Here is a 16821-nt window from a genome sequence, read left to right as displayed (position 1 = left end):
CGACCGCGCCCCGGGTTTGTCGAGGCTCAGCCCTGCGGCACCGCGGGCGCCGGGAGGGTGCCGCCGACCCGCACCCGCTCGCCGTACCTCGGCACCACCGCGCACCAGCCGAGCTCGTCGTCGATGCGGGCGGCGAGGGTGGCCGCCGCGTGCGGCTCGCCGTGGACGACGTACACGTTGTCGGGCGGGGTGGGCATGCGGCCGATCCAGCGGACCATCTCGTCGGCGTCCGCGTGCACCGAGAAGTCCTGGACGTCGACGATCTCGGCGCGCACCGGCACGTACCGTCCGTGCATCTTGACCTGGCGGGCCCCCTCCTGGAGCTGGCGCCCGCGGGTGCCCACGGCCTGGTAGCCGGTGAGCACGACGCAGTTGCGGGGGTCCGGCAGCTGTTGGGCGAGGTGGTGGACGACACGACCGCCGGTGGCCATCCCGGAGGCGGAGATGATGATGCACGGCACCGTGGGGCGGTTGAGCCGCTGGGAGGCGGTCGCGTCCCGGATCGCGTGGAGGTCGGTGTCCTCGAGGATGCCGTGCGCGCCGCGCACCTCGTCGCGCAGCTGCACCGACTCCTGCCGCACCGCGCGCCGGTAGACCGCCAGCGCCGCGAGGGCCATCGGGCTGTCCACGAAGATCGGCACCCGTGGGATCTCCCCCGCGTGCATCAGCCGCGTGAGCTCGAGGATCACCAGCTCGGTGCGGTCCACGGCGAAGGCGGGGATCAGCACGCTGCCGCCCCGGCCGACCGTCCGCCGGACGGCGCCTGCGAGGACCTGCGGGTCTCGCGGCGGGTGGCGCCGGTCGCCGTACGTCGACTCCACCACCACGACGTCCGCGGCCGGTGGGTCCGTCGGCGGGCGCAGCAGCGGGTGCCCGGTGCGGCCGAGGTCACCGCTGAAGAGCGCGCTGGCCCCGTCGACCTCGACCAAGGCCGTGGCCGAGCCGAGGATGTGGCCGGCGGGCTGGAGCGTGACCACGACGCCGGGCGCGACCTCGGTGGGCTGCAGGAACTCCACCCGCTCCAGCAGGGGCAGGGTCTTCTCGACGTCCCCGGCGTCGTAGAGCGGCAGCGCGGGGTGGTGCTTGGAGAAGCCGACGTCGTTGGCGTACGCCGCGTCCTCCTCCTGCAGGCGGGCGCTGTCGCGCAGCACGATGGTCGCGAGCTCGGCGGTGTCCTCGGTGCACACGATCCGGCCCCCGAACCCGTCGCGCACCAGCTTCGGGAGGTAGCCGCAGTGGTCGAGGTGCGCGTGGGTCACCACGACCGCGTCGATGCTGGCGGCGTCGATCGGGAGCGTCTCCCAGTTGCGGCGCCGGAGGTTCGCGAGCCCCTGGTAGAGCCCGCAGTCGACGAGCACCCGGGTCTCGTCGTGCTCGATCAGGAAACGACTCCCCGTCACCGTGCCGGCGGCACCCAGGAAGGTCAGGACGGGGCTGGTCATGGCCCAGTCTCGGCACGGCGTACGACCCCCGGGCAGGGCCCTTGGTCATCCCCGATCGCGGCCGTCCGACACTCCCCCGGGCCTGTGGCGAGCCCGATTCCGGTTCCTCGGCCGGGCTGCGATAGTGTTCACGCGGCCTTCCACGGAAGGCCTTCGGGCTGTGGCGCAGCTTGGTAGCGCACTTGACTGGGGGTCAAGGGGTCGCAGGTTCAAATCCTGTCAGCCCGACCGAACAAAAACCGCCTCTGACCTGCGGAATCGCAGGTCAGAGGCGGTTTTGTCTGGCTGGGCCTCGCCGATTCGTCACGGACCTTCCGACAACGCCTGCCGTCGACGTCCTGGCGGTCCAGGGCGCCCGGTTCCCGCCGAGACCCGCATCGGGGGCGGACCCGGCTGCACAAACGGTTCTCCCTCACCGAGACGAGCCCCGACCTGGGGGTCGAGGGTCGCGAGGATCCTCAGCCCTCCTCATGGCGCTCTCCCTCCAGCGACATGGCGTACTCCACGGTCCAGCGGTCCATGCCGATACGGGACAGACCGCTCGCGGACCGGTGCAGCAGCCGGTGGACGGCCGTGTTGTCGTGCGACACCAGCGCGGTGAAACGTCGCACGCCGACTTCGACGGCGCGCTGGACCAGCGCGTCCAACAGCGTGCTGCCGACACCCTGGTGGTGCCAGTGGTCCACGATCGCCACCGCCACCTCAGCGGACTCGGGGTCGTTGCGATCACGAATGAACCGCGCGATGCCGATCGGCTTGTGTGCCGACGTGGCCAGGAGGGCGACGTGGTCACGCCGGTCGACTGCGGTGAGCCGCCGCACGTCCGCGGTGGAGAGTCGCGGCTTCGGCGCCAGGAACCGAAGCTCGCGCGACCGAGGACTCATCCCGGCGAAGACAGCGAGCACGGCGGCAGAGTCACCCGGCCGGAGCGGCCGCAGCTCCACGTCCCCGCTGACTGCGCGGGGGACGGGTGCGGGGACGGTGACGCGGGTGAGGGATGCGATGTTCATGCGGATTCCTTCTCGGGGATGGTGATGGGTGAGGTGGTCATCGGTGCGGCGATGGGACTCATTCGGCCAGGGGCGCGGGACAACCGCTGCGGCACCGGCGGCGGCCTCATCGGGCGCCGTGCGGGATCGGGGTGGTGACGGCGGTGGGGGCTTGGAGGACGTCGTACTCCCGGACCCTGACGTCTCTCAGGGCCGGGTTGGTGTGCATGCCCCGGAACAGATCGGTGTCCCGTGACCGATCGGCGTGCTCCCGGCTGGCGAAGAGGTAGACGCCGCCGTACGTCCCGGAGGCGGCGTCGCCCAGCCACCACTTGCCCACCAGTCCCGGCCACGAAGCGAACGCGGGCGCGACGTCCGTGGCCAGACGGACGTAGTCATCGGCGGGGACGGCGAGGCTGAAGGTGACGATGCGGATGTGCACGGTGGTTCCTCTCATCGGAGTGGATCTGACGTCCTCCGACGGTAGGAATTCCACCCCCGTCCGTTCATCGGGTGAACGCTCCATTCGACGCTCCATCCACGGATGGAGCGTCCGCCGGACAGGCCGGCCCGGCCGCGCTGATGACGCTCAGCCGGTCAGTCCCGCGGCCGTCGCGGCCCGGGTCGCCTGGGTCCGGTTGTGCACGCCGAGCTTGGTGAAGATGTTGCTGACGTGCCGGTTGGCGGTGCGTTCGCTGATGAAGAGGGTCCGGGCCAGCTGGGCGTTCGTCATCCCTTCGGCGAGCAGCGCCAGCACCTCTCGCTCCCGGGCAGTCAGCGCCAGCACGGAGTGCCGGTCGGCCGTGGCCCGGCCCGGCTCCGGGACGGCGTACGCCGGGCTGCCGGCTGGACCGACATCTCCGACCGCTGCTGCGGAGGACGGTGCCAGCTGCTCGGCGAGGACGTGCCGACCGATCCAGGCGTCCACGCCACCTGGCCCGAAGTCCAGGCGCGCGAGGACGAATCGCCGGTCGCCCACGTGGACCTCCTCCAGCGGGTCGAAGCCCATCACCCGCAGTACCGGCGCCGCGACGGACCAGTCCGCGACGACGGTGTAGACCCGGCGAAGAGTCGGTCGCAGCTCGAGATAGGTCCGCTTGAGGTCGACCACGAGCGTCGCCACCTCGGGGCTGGGCTGCTCGCCGTGCCTGCTGCCCAGTGCCCACCGAAGCACCACGGCCCGCGCCCCCGGCGGCATGGGGTCGCGCCGCAGATGGCCGACCACGGCCCGGAGGGCGGGGTCCTCGGGCGGCCCGTCGTCGGGATCGAGGGTGGCGACGACCGAGAAGCCGGCGACCTCGCCGTTGCCGCCCCGCACCACGGAGAAGTCCTCCTGCCGCATCTGCCACCAGCGCTCGGCCAGCCGAGCGGACTCCTCACCGGTGGTCCGCCGGGCTATGGCCACGATCTCGTCATGGTCCTCGGCCCGGGCCTGCTCGGCCGGGTGCTGCAGCATCCCCGGCGGCGCGTAAGCGTTGCGGATCATCGGGTTCTGCACCAGGTGGAGCAGGTCGGCGGTGCTCTGCCAGTCCGGGCCCACGGGCAGGGAGTCGAGGACGGCCCGGGCGGCCCGTGCCCGCAGCCCTCGCACCCGGAGCGGGTCGCGCAGCTCCAGCGCCTCGAGCAGGACGGGCGCTGCCACACCGGACAGCTCGAGACCGGTGGCGGTGGTGGTGGTGAACGGCAGACGCCGCAGGGTCCGCCAGGCCTCCTCGACGTCCTGCCCGTCGACGACCGCGGCCAGCAGCGGCACGGTCACGCGTCGCAGCACCGACACCGCCTCCACGGTGGCCCGCTCCCGTGGCGGCAGGTCGTCGAGGATCACCGCGAACAGCTCCTCGACCACGTCGGCCGGCGCCCCGGACCCGAGCGGAAGACCGGGATGGCGAGCCAGCGCCTCGGCGGCGACCACGGCAGCCAGCGGATGTCCGCGTGCGAAGGTCCGTATCCGGTCGGCGTCGTCACCCCGGGCGCCGTGCGCGGCGAGCAGCAGGTCGACGTCGTGGCCGGTCATGGGTCCCACCACCAGCTCGGCCAGCAGGGTCCGCCAGCCGGGAGCGGTGCGCCAGGCGACGTTCGGGCCACGCCGGCCCACCAGGAGCACGGTGACGGTGGCTGGTAGAGCGCTGGCCAGCTCGTTCCTGATCCACCCGTCGAGCAGGTTGAGGCGCTCGAAGCTGTCGATCACGAGGACGTCGGCGCCCGCGGCCGCGATCTCGTGGGCGGCCGCGGGCGCCGATGACGGTGCCGGCGCGCCGAGGGCGGCGCCGAGCGCGGCCAGAGCTCCCGGCTCGGTGGGTTCGACCTGGCGTGCGTCGAGTGTGATCGTCCTCAGCGGCAGGGACGCCAGCGTGCCGGTGACCAGCGTCGTCTTGCCGATCCCACCGGGACCGTGCACGAAGACGGCGGCAGGCCCCTCCGGGGCCAGCAGTTCGGTGAGCCGTGAGCGCTCCTCCGCGCGGCCGATGAGCGCGAAGGCCGCTGCGGCCGCCAGACGCTCCGACACGGACCCCTCGGATGGGGACGGGCTCATTCCCGCATGCTAGATCGCAGACCTGCCCGCGGGAATGGCCCCGGCGGAGGCCTTCCCGGCGTCGCGCCGTCACTGGCCGAGACCAGTCCCGGGGACCGGTGCCCAGGGCCGCAGCAGGTCACCCGCCCCGCCGGAGTCGAGGCCCGTCGATCAACCCTGAACCTTAACTTCTGAGAAGTTAAGACATATGCTCAACCGCATGACCGCGATGTACACGCTGATCGGCGACGTGGTGGGTTCCCGTCGTCTCGACGACCGTGCCGCCGCCCAGGAGCGGATCGGCGCCGCGCTCCACGAGGTGGCGGGCCTGGTCGAGGCCGCGCAGGTGCTCGAGCCGACGGTCGGGGACGAGTTCCAGGGTGCCTTCACGACCGTCGCCGACGCCGCCCTCGCGGCCCTGCTCGTCCGGCTGGTCCTGCTGCCGACGGTGGACGTCCGGTGCGGCCTGGGGCACGGCGAGGTCACCGTCCACGACGGAGGGCGACGGCCACTGCTGCAGGACGGCCCCGGCTGGTGGTCCGCCCGGGAGGCGCTCGAGGTCCTCTCCCGGCCCCGACGCTCGACCGAGCGGACCTGGTACGTCGGGCCGGACGCCGGGCGGGTCAACGCGTTCCTGCTGACCCGCGACGCCCTGGTCGACCGGCTCGGGGACCGCGGGCACCGGCTCCTCGCGGCCGCGCTGAGGGGCGAGAGCCAGGCCGACATCGCCGCGACCGAGGGGATCAGCCGGTCCGCGGTCAGCCAGCAGTTCGCGCGGGGTGTCGGCGCCGTGCGCGAGGCTCATCGCAGCTTCGCCGAGACGGCGGACGCTCAGGACTGACGCCGAGGAGGACCGCCCGTGAGCCTGGCCCTGGTGGGTGTGTGGCTGGCCGCCCTGGGCGTCTGTGACCTCGGCCGGGCCTCCCACGACACGGTCGGGCACCGCCGACGTACGGCGTGCCTCGGAGCAGGCTGGCTGGTCCTGCTGCTTGGCGTCATGACGCTCCGGCCCTCCGCGGGCTGGGCCCTCCTGCTGGTCGCCCTCCTCGGCGGATGCCTGGCCGGCTGGCTGGTGGCCTCCGACGCGGCGCTCACGCCCGCAGCGTCCGGTCGGCGGCGCGGCCGGTGCCGGAACCTCGCGCTCCTCTCGGCGCTGGCGGGCACCGCGATCGCCGTCCTCGGCATCCAGGCCGTGGACCGGGTTCCGGGGTGGCCGGCCTGGCTCGACCGCACCCTCGTGGCGCACTGGCCGACGCCCGCGGTGGTGGTCGCCCTCGGTGTCCTGGCGGCCCAGCTGGCGACCGCCAACATCGTCGTGCGCCTGGTCCTCGACGCGGTCGGCGTCCCGGCCACGACCAACGAGAAGCAGCTGAAGGGCGGGCGGGTCCTCGGGCCGATGGAGCGCGTCTTCGTCGTCGCGCTGGGAGCGCTCGGCGCCCTGACCGCCGCCGCCGTGGTGGTGGCGGCGAAGGGCTTGCTGCGCTTCCCGGAGCTCCAGCGCGCGCAGCGGCGCGGCGACCGAGGTGCTCCTCAGGACGGGCCCAGCGACGTCACCGAGTACTTCCTCATCGGCAGCTTCGCCAGCTGGCTGCTCGCCCTCGGCGGCGCCGCGCTCATCCACCTGGCCTGAATCAAGCCAGTTCCTGAACTATCCCATGGTGAAGCACAACGCTTCACTCGCCCACCCGAGCCACCGGACGCACCGACCCCGACATCTCCCCGCCGCACACACGTTGCGTGAGTTGTGCCCTGAGGAGTGTGAGGCGGGTTACGGTTCCGGGGACCTCTCACCCACAAGGAGTTCTGCATGCCATTCCATGGTCGCCGGCTCAGCGCACTCTCGGTCGTCGCGCTGTCCACGCTGGCACTCGGGATCAGCACGGTCGCTGGATCCAGCGCCACGGCTGCTCGACCGTCCGGGCCGGACGCCAAGAGCGTCTACACCCACCTCCAGAAGTCCAACACCAAGGACTTCGTCAAGCTCGACCTGCTCGCGCTCAACGACTTCCACGGCAACCTCGAGACGGTGCCGTCCACCAGCTCCAGCGGCCGGATCAACAACACGCCCGCCGGCGGCGCGGCGTACCTCGCCCGGAAGATCCGCGACGAGCGCAAGACCTCGCGCGCGAACGGCGCGGTCCCGATCACCGTCGCCGCGGGTGACCTGATCGGCGCCTCGCCGCTGCTGTCGGCGGCCTTCCACGACGAGCCCACGATCAAGGCGATGAACCGGATCGGCCTGCAGGTCACCTCGGTCGGCAACCACGAGTTCGACGAGGGCTACCGCGAGCTCAAGCGCATGCAGCACGGCGGCTGTCTCGACGACGGCGACGGCGCCAACGGCCAGGACTCCTGCCCCGCCGGCCAGGACTTCGAGGGCGCGAAGTTCCAGTACCTCTCCGCCAACGCGAAGTTCGACGACCCGGCGGCACACGGCGGCCACGAGACCGTCTTCCCCGGCACCAAGATCTTCAAGGTCAAGGGGCAGAAGGTCGCCTTCATCGGCATGACGCTGGAGGGCACCGCCTCGATCGTCAGCCAGGCGGGCATCCAGGGCGTCACGTTCACCGACGAGGTCGAGACCGCGAACGCGTTGGTGCCCAAGCTGCGTGCCAAGGGCGTCAAGTCGATCGTGGTGCTGCTGCACGAGGGCGTCGCCCCCGCCGACCCCACGGCGTACAACGACTGCACCGCCTCGAGCGGCCCGGCGCTCGACATCGCGCAGAACCTGGACCCGGCCATCGACGCCGTCGTCTCGGGCCACACGCACCAGGCCTACAACTGCGTCGTGGACGACCCGGCGGGCAACCCGCGGCTGCTCACCAGCGCCTCGTCGTTCGGCCGCATGGTCTCCAAGCTGCACCTGCTGATCGACCCGAGGACCCACGACATCGTGCGTCCGGCGGAGTACGCGCGGAACATGATCGTCCGCAACGACAGCACCGTGACGCCGGCGGGCGACCTGCTCTCGCTGATCGACACCTACAAGACGCTGGTCGCGCCGATCGAGAACGAGGTCATCGGCCACATCGAGCCGGGCAGCCAGATCACCCGGACGGCCGACGCCGACGGTGGGGACTCGCCGCTGGGCAACCTGATCGCCGACGCGCAGAAGGCGGACAGCAGCGTCGTCACGGGCTCCGGCCAGAAGCCGGTCATCGCGCTGATGAACCCCGGCGGCATCCGCGCCGACCTGGTGGAGAACGAGCAGGGCGAGGTGACCTACGGCAAGGCGTTCTCGGTGCAGCCGTTCAACAACTTCGTCGTGTCGATGGACCTGACCGGCGCCCAGATCAAGGCGCTGCTCAACGAGCAGTGGAACGGCGGCAACGAGGGCTCGAAGAAGATCCTCCAGGTCTCCGGCCTCACCTACACCTGGGACACCTCGGACGCCGCGCTCGCGGACACCGACGCCCTGGTGCCCGGGTCCGTGATGGTGGACGCCGACGGCGACCCGGCGACGCCGATGGTGGCGCTGGAGGACGGTACGACGTACCGCGTCGTGGCCAACAACTTCCTCTCCGACGGCGGTGACGGCTTCGCCACCTTCAAGGAGGGGACGGCCAAGCTCATCGGCGGGCTCGACATCGACTCGCTCCGCTCGTACCTGCTCGCGCACGACCCGGTGAGCCCCACGCCCACCGACCGCATCACCCAGCAGCCCTGACCGACCGGTCGTCCGGCTGCACACGAGGGCCCTCGCTCCCACCCGGGAGCGGGGGTCCTCGCTGTTCGGGAGCCCGGCGCTAGTCGTGGGCCATGGTGTCGATCGCGACCGTGGCAGCCAGGATGGTCACGGGGTCCTGACCGGGCTCGACCTCGACGCCGTAGGTGTCGGCCACCCGGAACCACTTCTTCGACACCGACGCCACCTCGCGGTGCCCGTCGGTGAACGTGTACTCGTGGTCGACCACGTTGCCGTGGATCTCCAGGTCCGGCCCGTCGCTGACCTCGACCTTCCACCGGTCCCGCAGCGGGCTGATCAGCGCCTTCTTGACCATCGCCATCCGGTGGCCCTCGGCGTCCTCGACCTCCATCGCGTCCTTCACCCGCATGAGCCTCTCCTGGATCTTCGCCAGCTCGTGCCCCTGCGGGTCCTCGAGCACGAAGGTGTCCCTCAGCCGCAGCGCCTTCCCGTCCACCTTGTAGGCCCGCTGTCCGTCGTCGGTCTCGATCCAGTAGTCGTCGCCGATCGAGACCAGGCGCTGGCGCATCTGGTAGTGGACCGCTCCCCCACCCCCGCGCCGATCCTCGCGTCTCTCTTCACGCCGTTCATGTCGCCTGCCAGGGGGCATGTCCGTCACCCTTCTCTCGGAATCCCCCCACCCTCGGCCCGGGTCGGGCGACCGCGCCTCACCCGTGGTGGGCGATCCGGGACCGGGGCCCCGTGACAGGATGCGCGCATGACGATCATCGCCGCCGCGGACGGTTCGGCTCTCGGAAACCCCGGCCCGGCGGGCTGGGGGTGGTACGTCGACGAGGCGTGCTGGGCGGCGGGTGGCTGGGCGCACGGCACGAACAACATGGCCGAGCTGACCGCCGTGCTCGACCTGCTCCAGCAGACCGCGCACCTCTCGGAGGACCTGCTGGTCTTCTGTGACAGCACCTACGTCATCAACTCGATCACCAAGTGGATGGCGGGCTGGAAGCGGCGCGGGTGGAAGAAGGGCGACGGGAAGCCCGTGCTCAACGTCGAGATCATGAAGGCGCTCGACGAGGCGATGGCCGGCCGCCGGGTGGAGTTCCGCTGGGTGAAGGGGCACGCCGGGCACGAGCTGAACGAGCACGCCGATCGCGTCGCCAACTCGGCTGCCGCGTCCTGGAAGGCGGGTCGGGCCCCCGACGCGGGCCCCGGGTTCGCCGGCTCGCGCGTTCGGCACCCCGACGTACGCCCCGGCCAGGTCGTCGACGAGCCGGACCTGTTCTCCCAGCTCTGAGTCGCCCTGGACGGTGACCGCGGTCAGGGGTGGTCGCTGAACTCCTCGCAGTCGTGGAACCGGTCCCTGGGGTCGAGCCTGGCCCCGCGCCACACCCGATCGTGGCCGGGTCCGCAGAAGACCACGTCCCTCTTGCCGTCGACGTTGATGTACACGCCGTCGCTGCCGCCGCCGAGGTGGACCCGGTCCCGGCCGGGGCCCACGTACGCCGCGTCCCCGCTGCGCCCGCCGATCAGCAGGTCGTTGCCCCGGCCGTCCTCCAGGGTGTTGTGCCCGGCTCCACCCCGGATCGCGTCGTTCCCCGACCCGCCCGAGATGACGTCGAACCCTGGTCCCCCGAAGATGACGTCGCCGCCCCGGCCGCCCAGCGCCTGATCACCCCGGGGTCCCTCCAGCAGCGGGTTCTTGCCGAGCTGGATCACGTCGTTCCCGTCGCCGCCCCGCACGGTGTCGGCCCCGCGACCCGAGCGGATCACGTCGCTCCCCGCCAGGCCGGAGATGGTGTCGGCCCGCGGCGTACCGACCAGCCGGTCGTCACCCGGGGTGCCCGTGATGGTCGCGGCCACGGCCGGACCGGCGAAGAGCAGCGCGACGCCGGTCGCGGCCAGCGCGACCGGGCCGGCGCGACGCCGAGACACGTAGGCCCCCTCAGCCCGCGCCGGCGCTTCGCTGGATCTCGTGCTCGACGGCCTTCGCGATGCTCGACACGAGCCGCGAGTGCCACCGCTTGTGCGCGGCCAGGTCGGCGACCAGGGCGTGACAGTCGGGACAGGCCTCGCTGGTGGTCGGCTCGGGGGTCTCATCCACGGCGCTGCACCTCCTGGAGACGGGGTCTCTCCACAGTGGCACGTGGTGCGTCCGCGGTCCACGAAGGACGGCGGACGTACCCGATCCGCGGGTCAGGCGGCGAGCGCGTGCGTCGGCACGACCGACTCGAGAGCGGCCACCGCGGCCTCCTCTCCGAGGCGGAACAGCTCGGTGGTGTGCGAGAAGTCGAAGACGCCGCCGCAGTCGTAGCTCTCGTCCAGCTTGCACCGGATGACCTCGGCACCCCGGGGGAACGTCGGCTCCTCCCGGTTGCGCACCGAGGCGGCCAGGGACGCGATGAGTACGTCGAGCGGGTTGCGCAGGGTGCGCAGCGTCGTGGGCTGGCGGGTCACGTCGAGCACCCAGATCCGGTCCCCCGGCTGCGCCACGCCCAGCGCCCCGGACAGCGGCACGTTCTCGGCGACCCCGGCGTCGACGTGGGTGGTGGGCCCGTCGGGGCCCTCCAGCACCACCGGTGGGAAGATCGCGGGCAGCGCGGCCGAGGCCGCGAGGATCTCGGGGACGTGGCCGCTGTCGTGGTGGACCGGGCGGCCGGTCGCGATGTCCGTGGTGGCCACCCGGACCGGGACCGGCAGGTCCTCGAGGCGGTGGGTCGGCACCCACTGCGAGACCAGGTTGCGGAACCGGTCGGCGGAGAAGAGGTAGGGCCGGCGCCGGAAGACGTTGACGACGACACCCCGACGCCGCCCGCACAGCGCCTCCTCGCTCATGTTGAGCCAGACGTCGGCGAGGTCGTCGATGCCCTGCGCGCTGGGGTGGGCGCCCATGAAACAGGCGTTGATGGCGCCGACCGAGCCCCCGATGAGCACGTCGGGTCTAATCCCGGCGTTCCACAGGGCCCGGAGCATCCCCACCTGACCGGCGCCGCGAGATCCACCACCAGAGAGAACGAAGATGTTGCGTCGGGTTGCCATGGGCTGACTGATACCCGCATCCGACGCACCCTCAACCACGGATTCCGCAGGTCTAGTCCACTTCGTGGAAGTTCCCTACGCCGCCCTCGCCAGCGGCATCAGCACAGGTCGGTGAGCCGGCGGATCAGGTCGATGCTCGGGTAGGTGTCCCCCTGGACCTTGTCGAGCAGCACGCGCGCGTACTCCGACACCTCGTCGGGCGTGAGCTGGTCCTCGATCATGTCCATCATCGTCGCGGACGGGTACTGGTCCTCCTCGACCTTCTTGATCAGTACCGCCAGCAGGTCGCCGCGGATGTCGAGCTCGTCGTTCGCCATTGATCCCTCCCGGATCTCGAGGTCCTGCCTTGGGTTACCCACTCCCGGCCATGGCATGCGGTCGAGCCGACCAGGGCACTGCCACGACGGGACCAGCACGCACACCAACGAGCCCATCCTGCACGAGGAGGCCTCGCACCGGGTGGGCACGTACTGGCACCGCCGCGTACGGCTGGGTCGATGGCCAGGTACGCCGGTGGGTCCGCGGCGCCCCTGTGAGGCAAGTAGCCTCACAGGGCGCAGCCCGCTACGCCTGGACCGGCACCTCGTAGACGTTGTCCGCCTTGTGACCGGCCCGCTCGTGGATCTTCTGGACGGCTTCGGCACTCGGGGCCTCGGAGAGGCAGAAGACCATGCCGCTCTCCGGGTCGGCCCACGCGTGCTTGAAGTTGACCTTCTCGTCGTCCTGGATGGCCAGGTCGGCGTTGTGGGCCTCCATCAGGCCCTCCGGGGTGATACCGGCCATGCCGGTGTGCACATCCATGAACTCGGGCATCGAACGACCCCTCTCCCGTGGTTTGGGCTCACCACTCTTCTCCCCCACACGCCCCCTGCGCCTCCCCCGCGTTAGGGACTTCCGCCCCGCTGGGCCGGGCTGGGCTAGACAGCCTAGGGCCTCACCTCTCCCCCACATTGGGTAGACGTCCCACATTTGCCCCGTCCCGCCTTCCCGCAGCCACGAGCCTCCTCGACGGGACGAGAAATCAAAGGGCGGGGAGGCTCTGATGCGGAACACTCATGTGCTGCGTCGCCGGCGCGACGAACAGGGAGCGGCGGCGGTCGAGTTCGGCCTGATCGCGCTGGTTCTGTTCACCCTGCTGTTCGGGATCATCCAGTTCAGTCTGTGGTTCTGGGCCTGGCAGGCCGGAGGACATGCCGCCCGCGAGTCCTCTCGCGTTGCGGCGGTCAACCCGTGTGACTCTCCCGATGAAGCAAAGTGGCCCGGTTATGCCAGCCCTATCGAAGACACGGGGGAGCACACGCTGGATGGCACCCCGACGTCGAGCACTCCCACTGTAGACGTCGTCGGGCCCGCTCCAGCCAAGGTCGGCGACACGATCACGGTGCGAGTGCAGTTCACCAGTCTCGACATCGGGTTCTTCCCGTGGTTCGACGGCGCCATCGACAAGAGCGCGACGTCGCGGGTTGAGTACTTGCCGGCCGGGGGGTGCAAGTGATGGTCTCCACACGAGCTCGCAACGAGCGTGGCGCGGCCGCTGTTCTATTCGCCCTCCTTGCGGTTCTGCTCCTCGGGATCGGCGCCTTCGCGGTCGACTTCGGCCAGGCCTACGCCAAGAAGTCGCTCATTCAGACCGACGTCGACCTCGCCGCCTTGGCCGCGGCAGCAGAGCTCGACGATGAGGACTCGTGTAACAGCGACGTCGTGACTAAGGCAACTGAGTTCCTCAAGAAGAGCGAGAATGCTGTCCCCGGCCAAGCCACGGATGGTTCGGGCGGCGTGGCGGTCGACCTCGACAATCTCGACCACAACGACGGATACATCATCTGCGAAGACTGGACGGTCAAGCTCTGGGCACCCTACGCACATGTGCCCTTCGGGTTGGCGCGTGCCCTGCCAGGCAACTTCGATGGCGTCGACGTCGATGCAGAGGCCTGGGCCCAGGTCAGAGCGGCGCGGGCCGGTGCAACCTTGCCGTTCTTCGCGGTCACCGGCTGCGACTACGGGCTTCAGAGCATCCGCAACGACAGCAAGACACCCAGCACGCCGCCTGCGCCCGACCTTCTCCCGGACTCGGTCGACAAGGACAACAGCCTGGTCTTCACCATCAGCACGAATCCGAACCCGATCCCTACTGGAACTGATGCAGTCACCGTCACTCTGACTGGCAAGGACTTGGGGGGCGTCACACAGGTCGGCTTCGCGACCGCCACGGCACACCACGAAGTGACGATTTCAACAACACCCAAGGGGACCACGACGATCACGGTGACCCTACCCAACGAAGTTAGGACGGTAGACGACACCTGGTTCGTCCGGGTCATGACGCCGGACAAGAAGGGCCTGAACTCCTGGTCCTCGGATAGCACGGCCCAGTCCCTCACCGTCGGACCACCGAAGCTCTACTGCGACGCCTCCAACGAAGGAAACTTCGGCACTATCGATGTCCCTCGTAGCGACCCCGCTCACGTCGTCGAGATGAACATCATCTGGGGAGTCGAGCCAGCACTTGAGCCTCACCCATCACCGACCGGTGAATGCAGCAGTCTTATCTCCGAGAACAACAACCCGGTCGATGGCACCAATTGCGTCGCGACCGAGCCTGGATTGAAGGTAGCGGAAACAAATCGAGGTTTGATTACGGGAGTGGATGCGGACGACCCAGGGCGGCTTGACTCTGCGTCCACCAGCAATTGCAGTCGCGCCCACAGCGACAGTCGGACCAGTGCGACCATTCTGGGCACTCATATCAACGACGACTTGTTGAGCTGTTTCATCTCCAATGGGGCAACGATCGGGGACCTCGTGTCCTCTCGCGATGAATCGGACGACGGATATCACGCACTGTCGGCGGACATCTTCAACTCCCCTCGATTCTTCTGGGTTCCGATCTTCAACTCCGACCCGGACACCGGGAAGAAGTACTGGCCCATCAAAGAATTCAGGCCGGGATTCATCTCCGAGGAGCGCCTGACCGACAGGCGCGATGCCCATGGCGACATCACTGATCTAAACGGGCTCGTAAGTGATGACTCGGGACACAACATTCGCGAACTCAAAGTCATTCTCTTCGATCGGACTGCCTTGCCCGATGTCGCCCCAACAGTGGGCGGCGAAGGCGACTACACGGGGGCGGGCCCAAAGGCAATCGTCCTCGTCAAGTAAGCGACCGGGAGCGGCTAGCACCACTCACAGCAACCACGTCACCAGCACCGTAAGGACAGAACCCATGGCACGACGATCCATCCTCCTCAGCGTTGCCTTCGCCATCGCGGCGCTGGGCACCGCGATGATCATCCTCTACGTCCAGGGCGTCGATGCCCGAGCCACCGAGGGCCAGCAGCGCGTCGCAGTTCTCACCGCGACTGACGTGATCGAGCCCGGTGAATCCGTCGCCGACGCCCAGGCCGCCGGCAAGCTCGAGAAGTCCGAGGTGGTCCGAGACGACATGGTCGAGGGCGCACTCAGCTCCACCACCTCGATTGACGACAAGGTCGCTCTCGGGACCATCTACCCCGGCCAGCAGATCATGGGCCAGCAGTTCGGGTCGCCGGGGTCCGAGGACACCCTCACCATTCCCGACGACAAGCTGGCGGTCAGCGTCGAGCTCACTGACCCCGCGCGGGTCGCGGGTTTCGTCAACCCGGGCTCACAGGTGGCGATCTTCGCTTCGGGGGACCCCGAGCTCTACAAAGCCGACGGCACCACCCAGAAGCTATCTCCCTACACCCGGATCTTGCTGACCAGTGTCGAAGTCATCGGTGTCGGCGACACCTCGATGTCCTCCCGAACCACCACCGAGGACGGCAAGGAGACCACGGAGCAGATTCCGCGCACCATCCTGACCGTTGCGGTCAGTCAGGAGCAGGCGGAGCGGCTCATCTACGCCAGCCGCAATGGTGACCTTGCGTTCGCGCTCCGTACCGACAAGTCCAAGGCCACCGACAACCCCGGCGTGACGGCGCGAGACATCATGCCCGAGGTCTTCGGAGGCGCACGATGACCACCGTTGTCGAGCAGGACCCGGTGCTGGCCGAGTTCCTCCGCACCACTGTGGGCTCCGCAGCCACGGTGCTGCCGTCTCTCGACAGTATCGAGGACCACCTGCGCAGCCACCAGACGGAGCTGGTCGTCGTGCTCGGCCCGTCGGTCGGCAACCAGGCAGCCGCGGCGTTCGCCGGGCGCAACCGGATCGCACGGCCGGCACTGGGCGTCATCCTGGTCCGCGCCACCCTCGACCAGGCCGTTCTCGCGGACGCGCTTCGCTCGGGTATGAGCGAGGTCGTCGAGACCAACGACGCGGCAGCGTTGAGGGAGGCGGTTCGGCGCACCCACGAAGTCGCGATGGCCATGTCCGAGAGCCTGGACCACCCGGCGGAGGTCAGCGCCGGGGGCTCCCTGGTCACCGTCTTCTCCACCAAGGGTGGGGTCGGCAAGAGCCTGGTGGCCACCAACATCGCGGCCGCGATGGCGGACGAGGGGCACCGGGTTTGTGTCGTGGACCTCGACATCCACTGCGGGGACGTGGCGATCATGCTGCAGTTGACTCCGGTGCACAGCCTGGCGGACCTGTCGCAGCTCAGCGGGCAGATCGATGCCAGCGGGGTGGAGTCGCTGCTCACCGAGCACTCCGAGCGGCTCGTCGTACTGGCCGCCCCGGTCCACCTCGGATCCCCGGTCCCAGCGGAGCCGATCGGCAGCCTGCTGGAGACGCTCAAGGGCATGTTCGACGTCGTGGTGGTCGACACCTCCGGGATGTTCGACGACTACGTCCTGCCCGCCCTCGACCACAGCGATCTCGTGGTGCTGGTCGGGACGCTCGACATCCCGTCGCTGAAGGGCCTCAAGCTTGCCGTGGGGACTCTGGACCTCTTGAACCTCTCTCGTGACAAGTGGCGACTGGTGCTCAACCGGGCAGACGCGAAGGTGGGCCTCTCCGCCGGCGAGTTCGAGGAGACACTCGGCCTCAAGGCGGACGTCAGCCTGCCGTCGAGCCGGGACGTCCTCACGGCGGTGAACCGCGGCGAGGCCATCGTTCGCGCCAACCGGGGGCATCAGGTGAGCAAAGCCCTCGTGTCCTTCGCCCGCTCCCTCGCTGAGGTCTTCGCTCCGCCGGTCCCGGCGTCGGAGCAGGTCGAACCGGCGCCGCACTCACGTCGAGGGGCTCCGCGCCGCGGGCTCCGCTCCAGGAAGGTGGCCTGA

18 protein-coding genes and 1 tRNA gene are annotated in these 16821 nt (G+C 69.9%); 9 read left to right on the top strand and 10 right to left on the bottom strand.

Going from position 1 to position 16821, the window contains the following annotated elements:
- Positions 1-26: 26 nt before the first annotated feature.
- The gene (locus ABD268_RS15780) at positions 27-1442 is read right to left on the bottom strand and encodes an MBL fold metallo-hydrolase RNA specificity domain-containing protein (protein WP_344154221.1); all 1416 of its coding nucleotides are present in this window, start codon (positions 1440-1442) and stop codon (positions 27-29) included.
- Positions 1443-1596: 154 nt separating this feature from the next.
- On the opposite strand from ABD268_RS15780, the gene ABD268_RS15775 reads away from it, so the two are divergent.
- Positions 1597-1670, top strand: a tRNA-Pro gene (locus ABD268_RS15775).
- Positions 1671-1900: 230 nt separating this feature from the next.
- Here the strand turns inward: ABD268_RS15775 and ABD268_RS15770 are convergent.
- The 3 genes from ABD268_RS15770 to ABD268_RS15760 all read right to left on the bottom strand — a co-directional run bounded on the left by ABD268_RS15770 (position 1901) and on the right by ABD268_RS15760 (position 4964).
- Positions 1901-2452, bottom strand: a complete 552-nt coding sequence (locus tag ABD268_RS15770; protein WP_344154218.1) for a GNAT family N-acetyltransferase — start codon at positions 2450-2452, stop codon at positions 1901-1903.
- 106 nt (positions 2453-2558) lie between these two features.
- Positions 2559-2873 (bottom strand): YdhR family protein, encoded by a 315-nt coding sequence (locus ABD268_RS15765; protein ID WP_344154215.1) that lies wholly within the window; start codon positions 2871-2873, stop codon positions 2559-2561.
- Positions 2874-3020: 147 nt separating this feature from the next.
- Positions 3021-4964, bottom strand: a complete 1944-nt coding sequence (locus ABD268_RS15760; protein ID WP_344154212.1) for a helix-turn-helix transcriptional regulator — start codon at positions 4962-4964, stop codon at positions 3021-3023.
- A 199-nt stretch (positions 4965-5163) separates the two neighbouring features.
- Between ABD268_RS15760 and ABD268_RS15755 the strand changes: the two genes are divergently transcribed.
- The 3 genes from ABD268_RS15755 (at position 5164) to ABD268_RS15745 (ending at position 8610) form a co-directional block, all read left to right on the top strand.
- Positions 5164-5784, top strand: a complete 621-nt coding sequence (locus tag ABD268_RS15755) for a SatD family protein (protein ID WP_344154209.1) — start codon at positions 5164-5166, stop codon at positions 5782-5784.
- An 18-nt stretch (positions 5785-5802) separates the two neighbouring features.
- On the top strand, positions 5803-6573 hold the full coding sequence (locus ABD268_RS15750) for a hypothetical protein (RefSeq protein ID WP_344154206.1): 771 nt from the start codon (positions 5803-5805) through the stop codon (positions 6571-6573).
- 177 nt (positions 6574-6750) lie between these two features.
- Positions 6751-8610 carry a bifunctional metallophosphatase/5'-nucleotidase gene (locus tag ABD268_RS15745; RefSeq protein WP_344154204.1) on the top strand — a complete coding sequence of 620 codons (1860 nt, stop codon included), beginning with the start codon at positions 6751-6753 and terminating at the stop codon, positions 8608-8610.
- Between the two features lie 79 nt (positions 8611-8689).
- Here the strand turns inward: ABD268_RS15745 and ABD268_RS15740 are convergent, their stop codons facing one another.
- Positions 8690-9157, bottom strand: coding sequence for an LURP-one-related/scramblase family protein (locus ABD268_RS15740; protein ID WP_344154202.1), 468 nt, complete (start codon positions 9155-9157; stop codon positions 8690-8692).
- Between the two features lie 189 nt (positions 9158-9346).
- On the opposite strand from ABD268_RS15740, the gene ABD268_RS15735 reads away from it, so the two are divergent.
- Positions 9347-9880 carry a ribonuclease H family protein gene (locus tag ABD268_RS15735; RefSeq protein WP_344154200.1) on the top strand — a complete coding sequence of 178 codons (534 nt, stop codon included), beginning with the start codon at positions 9347-9349 and terminating at the stop codon, positions 9878-9880.
- A gap of 23 nt (positions 9881-9903) precedes the next feature.
- Here the strand turns inward: ABD268_RS15735 and ABD268_RS15730 are convergent, their stop codons facing one another.
- The 5 genes from ABD268_RS15730 to ABD268_RS15710 all read right to left on the bottom strand — a co-directional run bounded on the left by ABD268_RS15730 (position 9904) and on the right by ABD268_RS15710 (position 12435).
- A complete protein-coding gene (locus ABD268_RS15730) occupies positions 9904-10518 on the bottom strand; it encodes a calcium-binding protein (protein WP_344154198.1) in 615 nt (204 codons plus the stop codon).
- A 10-nt stretch (positions 10519-10528) separates the two neighbouring features.
- Positions 10529-10687, bottom strand: coding sequence for a hypothetical protein (locus ABD268_RS15725; RefSeq protein ID WP_344154195.1), 159 nt, complete (start codon positions 10685-10687; stop codon positions 10529-10531).
- A 92-nt stretch (positions 10688-10779) separates the two neighbouring features.
- Complete coding sequence (locus tag ABD268_RS15720; protein ID WP_344154192.1) at positions 10780-11622, bottom strand: patatin-like phospholipase family protein; 843 nt, start codon at positions 11620-11622, stop codon at positions 10780-10782.
- A gap of 98 nt (positions 11623-11720) precedes the next feature.
- Complete coding sequence (locus tag ABD268_RS15715; protein ID WP_344154189.1) at positions 11721-11939, bottom strand: hypothetical protein; 219 nt, start codon at positions 11937-11939, stop codon at positions 11721-11723.
- Positions 11940-12186: 247 nt separating this feature from the next.
- Positions 12187-12435 (bottom strand): SCO4226 family nickel-binding protein, encoded by a 249-nt coding sequence (locus ABD268_RS15710; RefSeq protein WP_344154186.1) that lies wholly within the window; start codon positions 12433-12435, stop codon positions 12187-12189.
- A 229-nt stretch (positions 12436-12664) separates the two neighbouring features.
- Between ABD268_RS15710 and ABD268_RS15705 the strand changes: the two genes are divergently transcribed.
- The 4 genes from ABD268_RS15705 to ABD268_RS15690 all read left to right on the top strand — a co-directional run bounded on the left by ABD268_RS15705 (position 12665) and on the right by ABD268_RS15690 (position 16821).
- Positions 12665-13117, top strand: a complete 453-nt coding sequence (locus tag ABD268_RS15705) for a TadE/TadG family type IV pilus assembly protein (RefSeq protein WP_344154183.1) — start codon at positions 12665-12667, stop codon at positions 13115-13117.
- A complete protein-coding gene (locus ABD268_RS15700) occupies positions 13117-14784 on the top strand; it encodes a pilus assembly protein TadG-related protein (protein ID WP_344154180.1) in 1668 nt (555 codons plus the stop codon). The genes ABD268_RS15705 and ABD268_RS15700 overlap by 1 nt, the downstream gene beginning before the upstream one ends.
- Positions 14785-14848: 64 nt before the next feature.
- Positions 14849-15622, top strand: coding sequence for a Flp pilus assembly protein CpaB (gene cpaB, locus ABD268_RS15695; protein ID WP_344154177.1), 774 nt, complete (start codon positions 14849-14851; stop codon positions 15620-15622).
- Positions 15619-16821 (top strand): CpaE/TadZ family protein, encoded by a 1203-nt coding sequence (locus ABD268_RS15690; protein WP_344154174.1) that lies wholly within the window; start codon positions 15619-15621, stop codon positions 16819-16821. Before cpaB ends, ABD268_RS15690 begins: the two co-directional genes overlap by 4 nt.

Source organism: Nocardioides koreensis, from assembly GCF_039531775.1.
Taxonomy (GTDB): domain Bacteria; phylum Actinomycetota; class Actinomycetes; order Propionibacteriales; family Nocardioidaceae; genus Nocardioides; species Nocardioides koreensis.
This window is presented reverse-complemented; position numbering and strand designations above follow the sequence as displayed.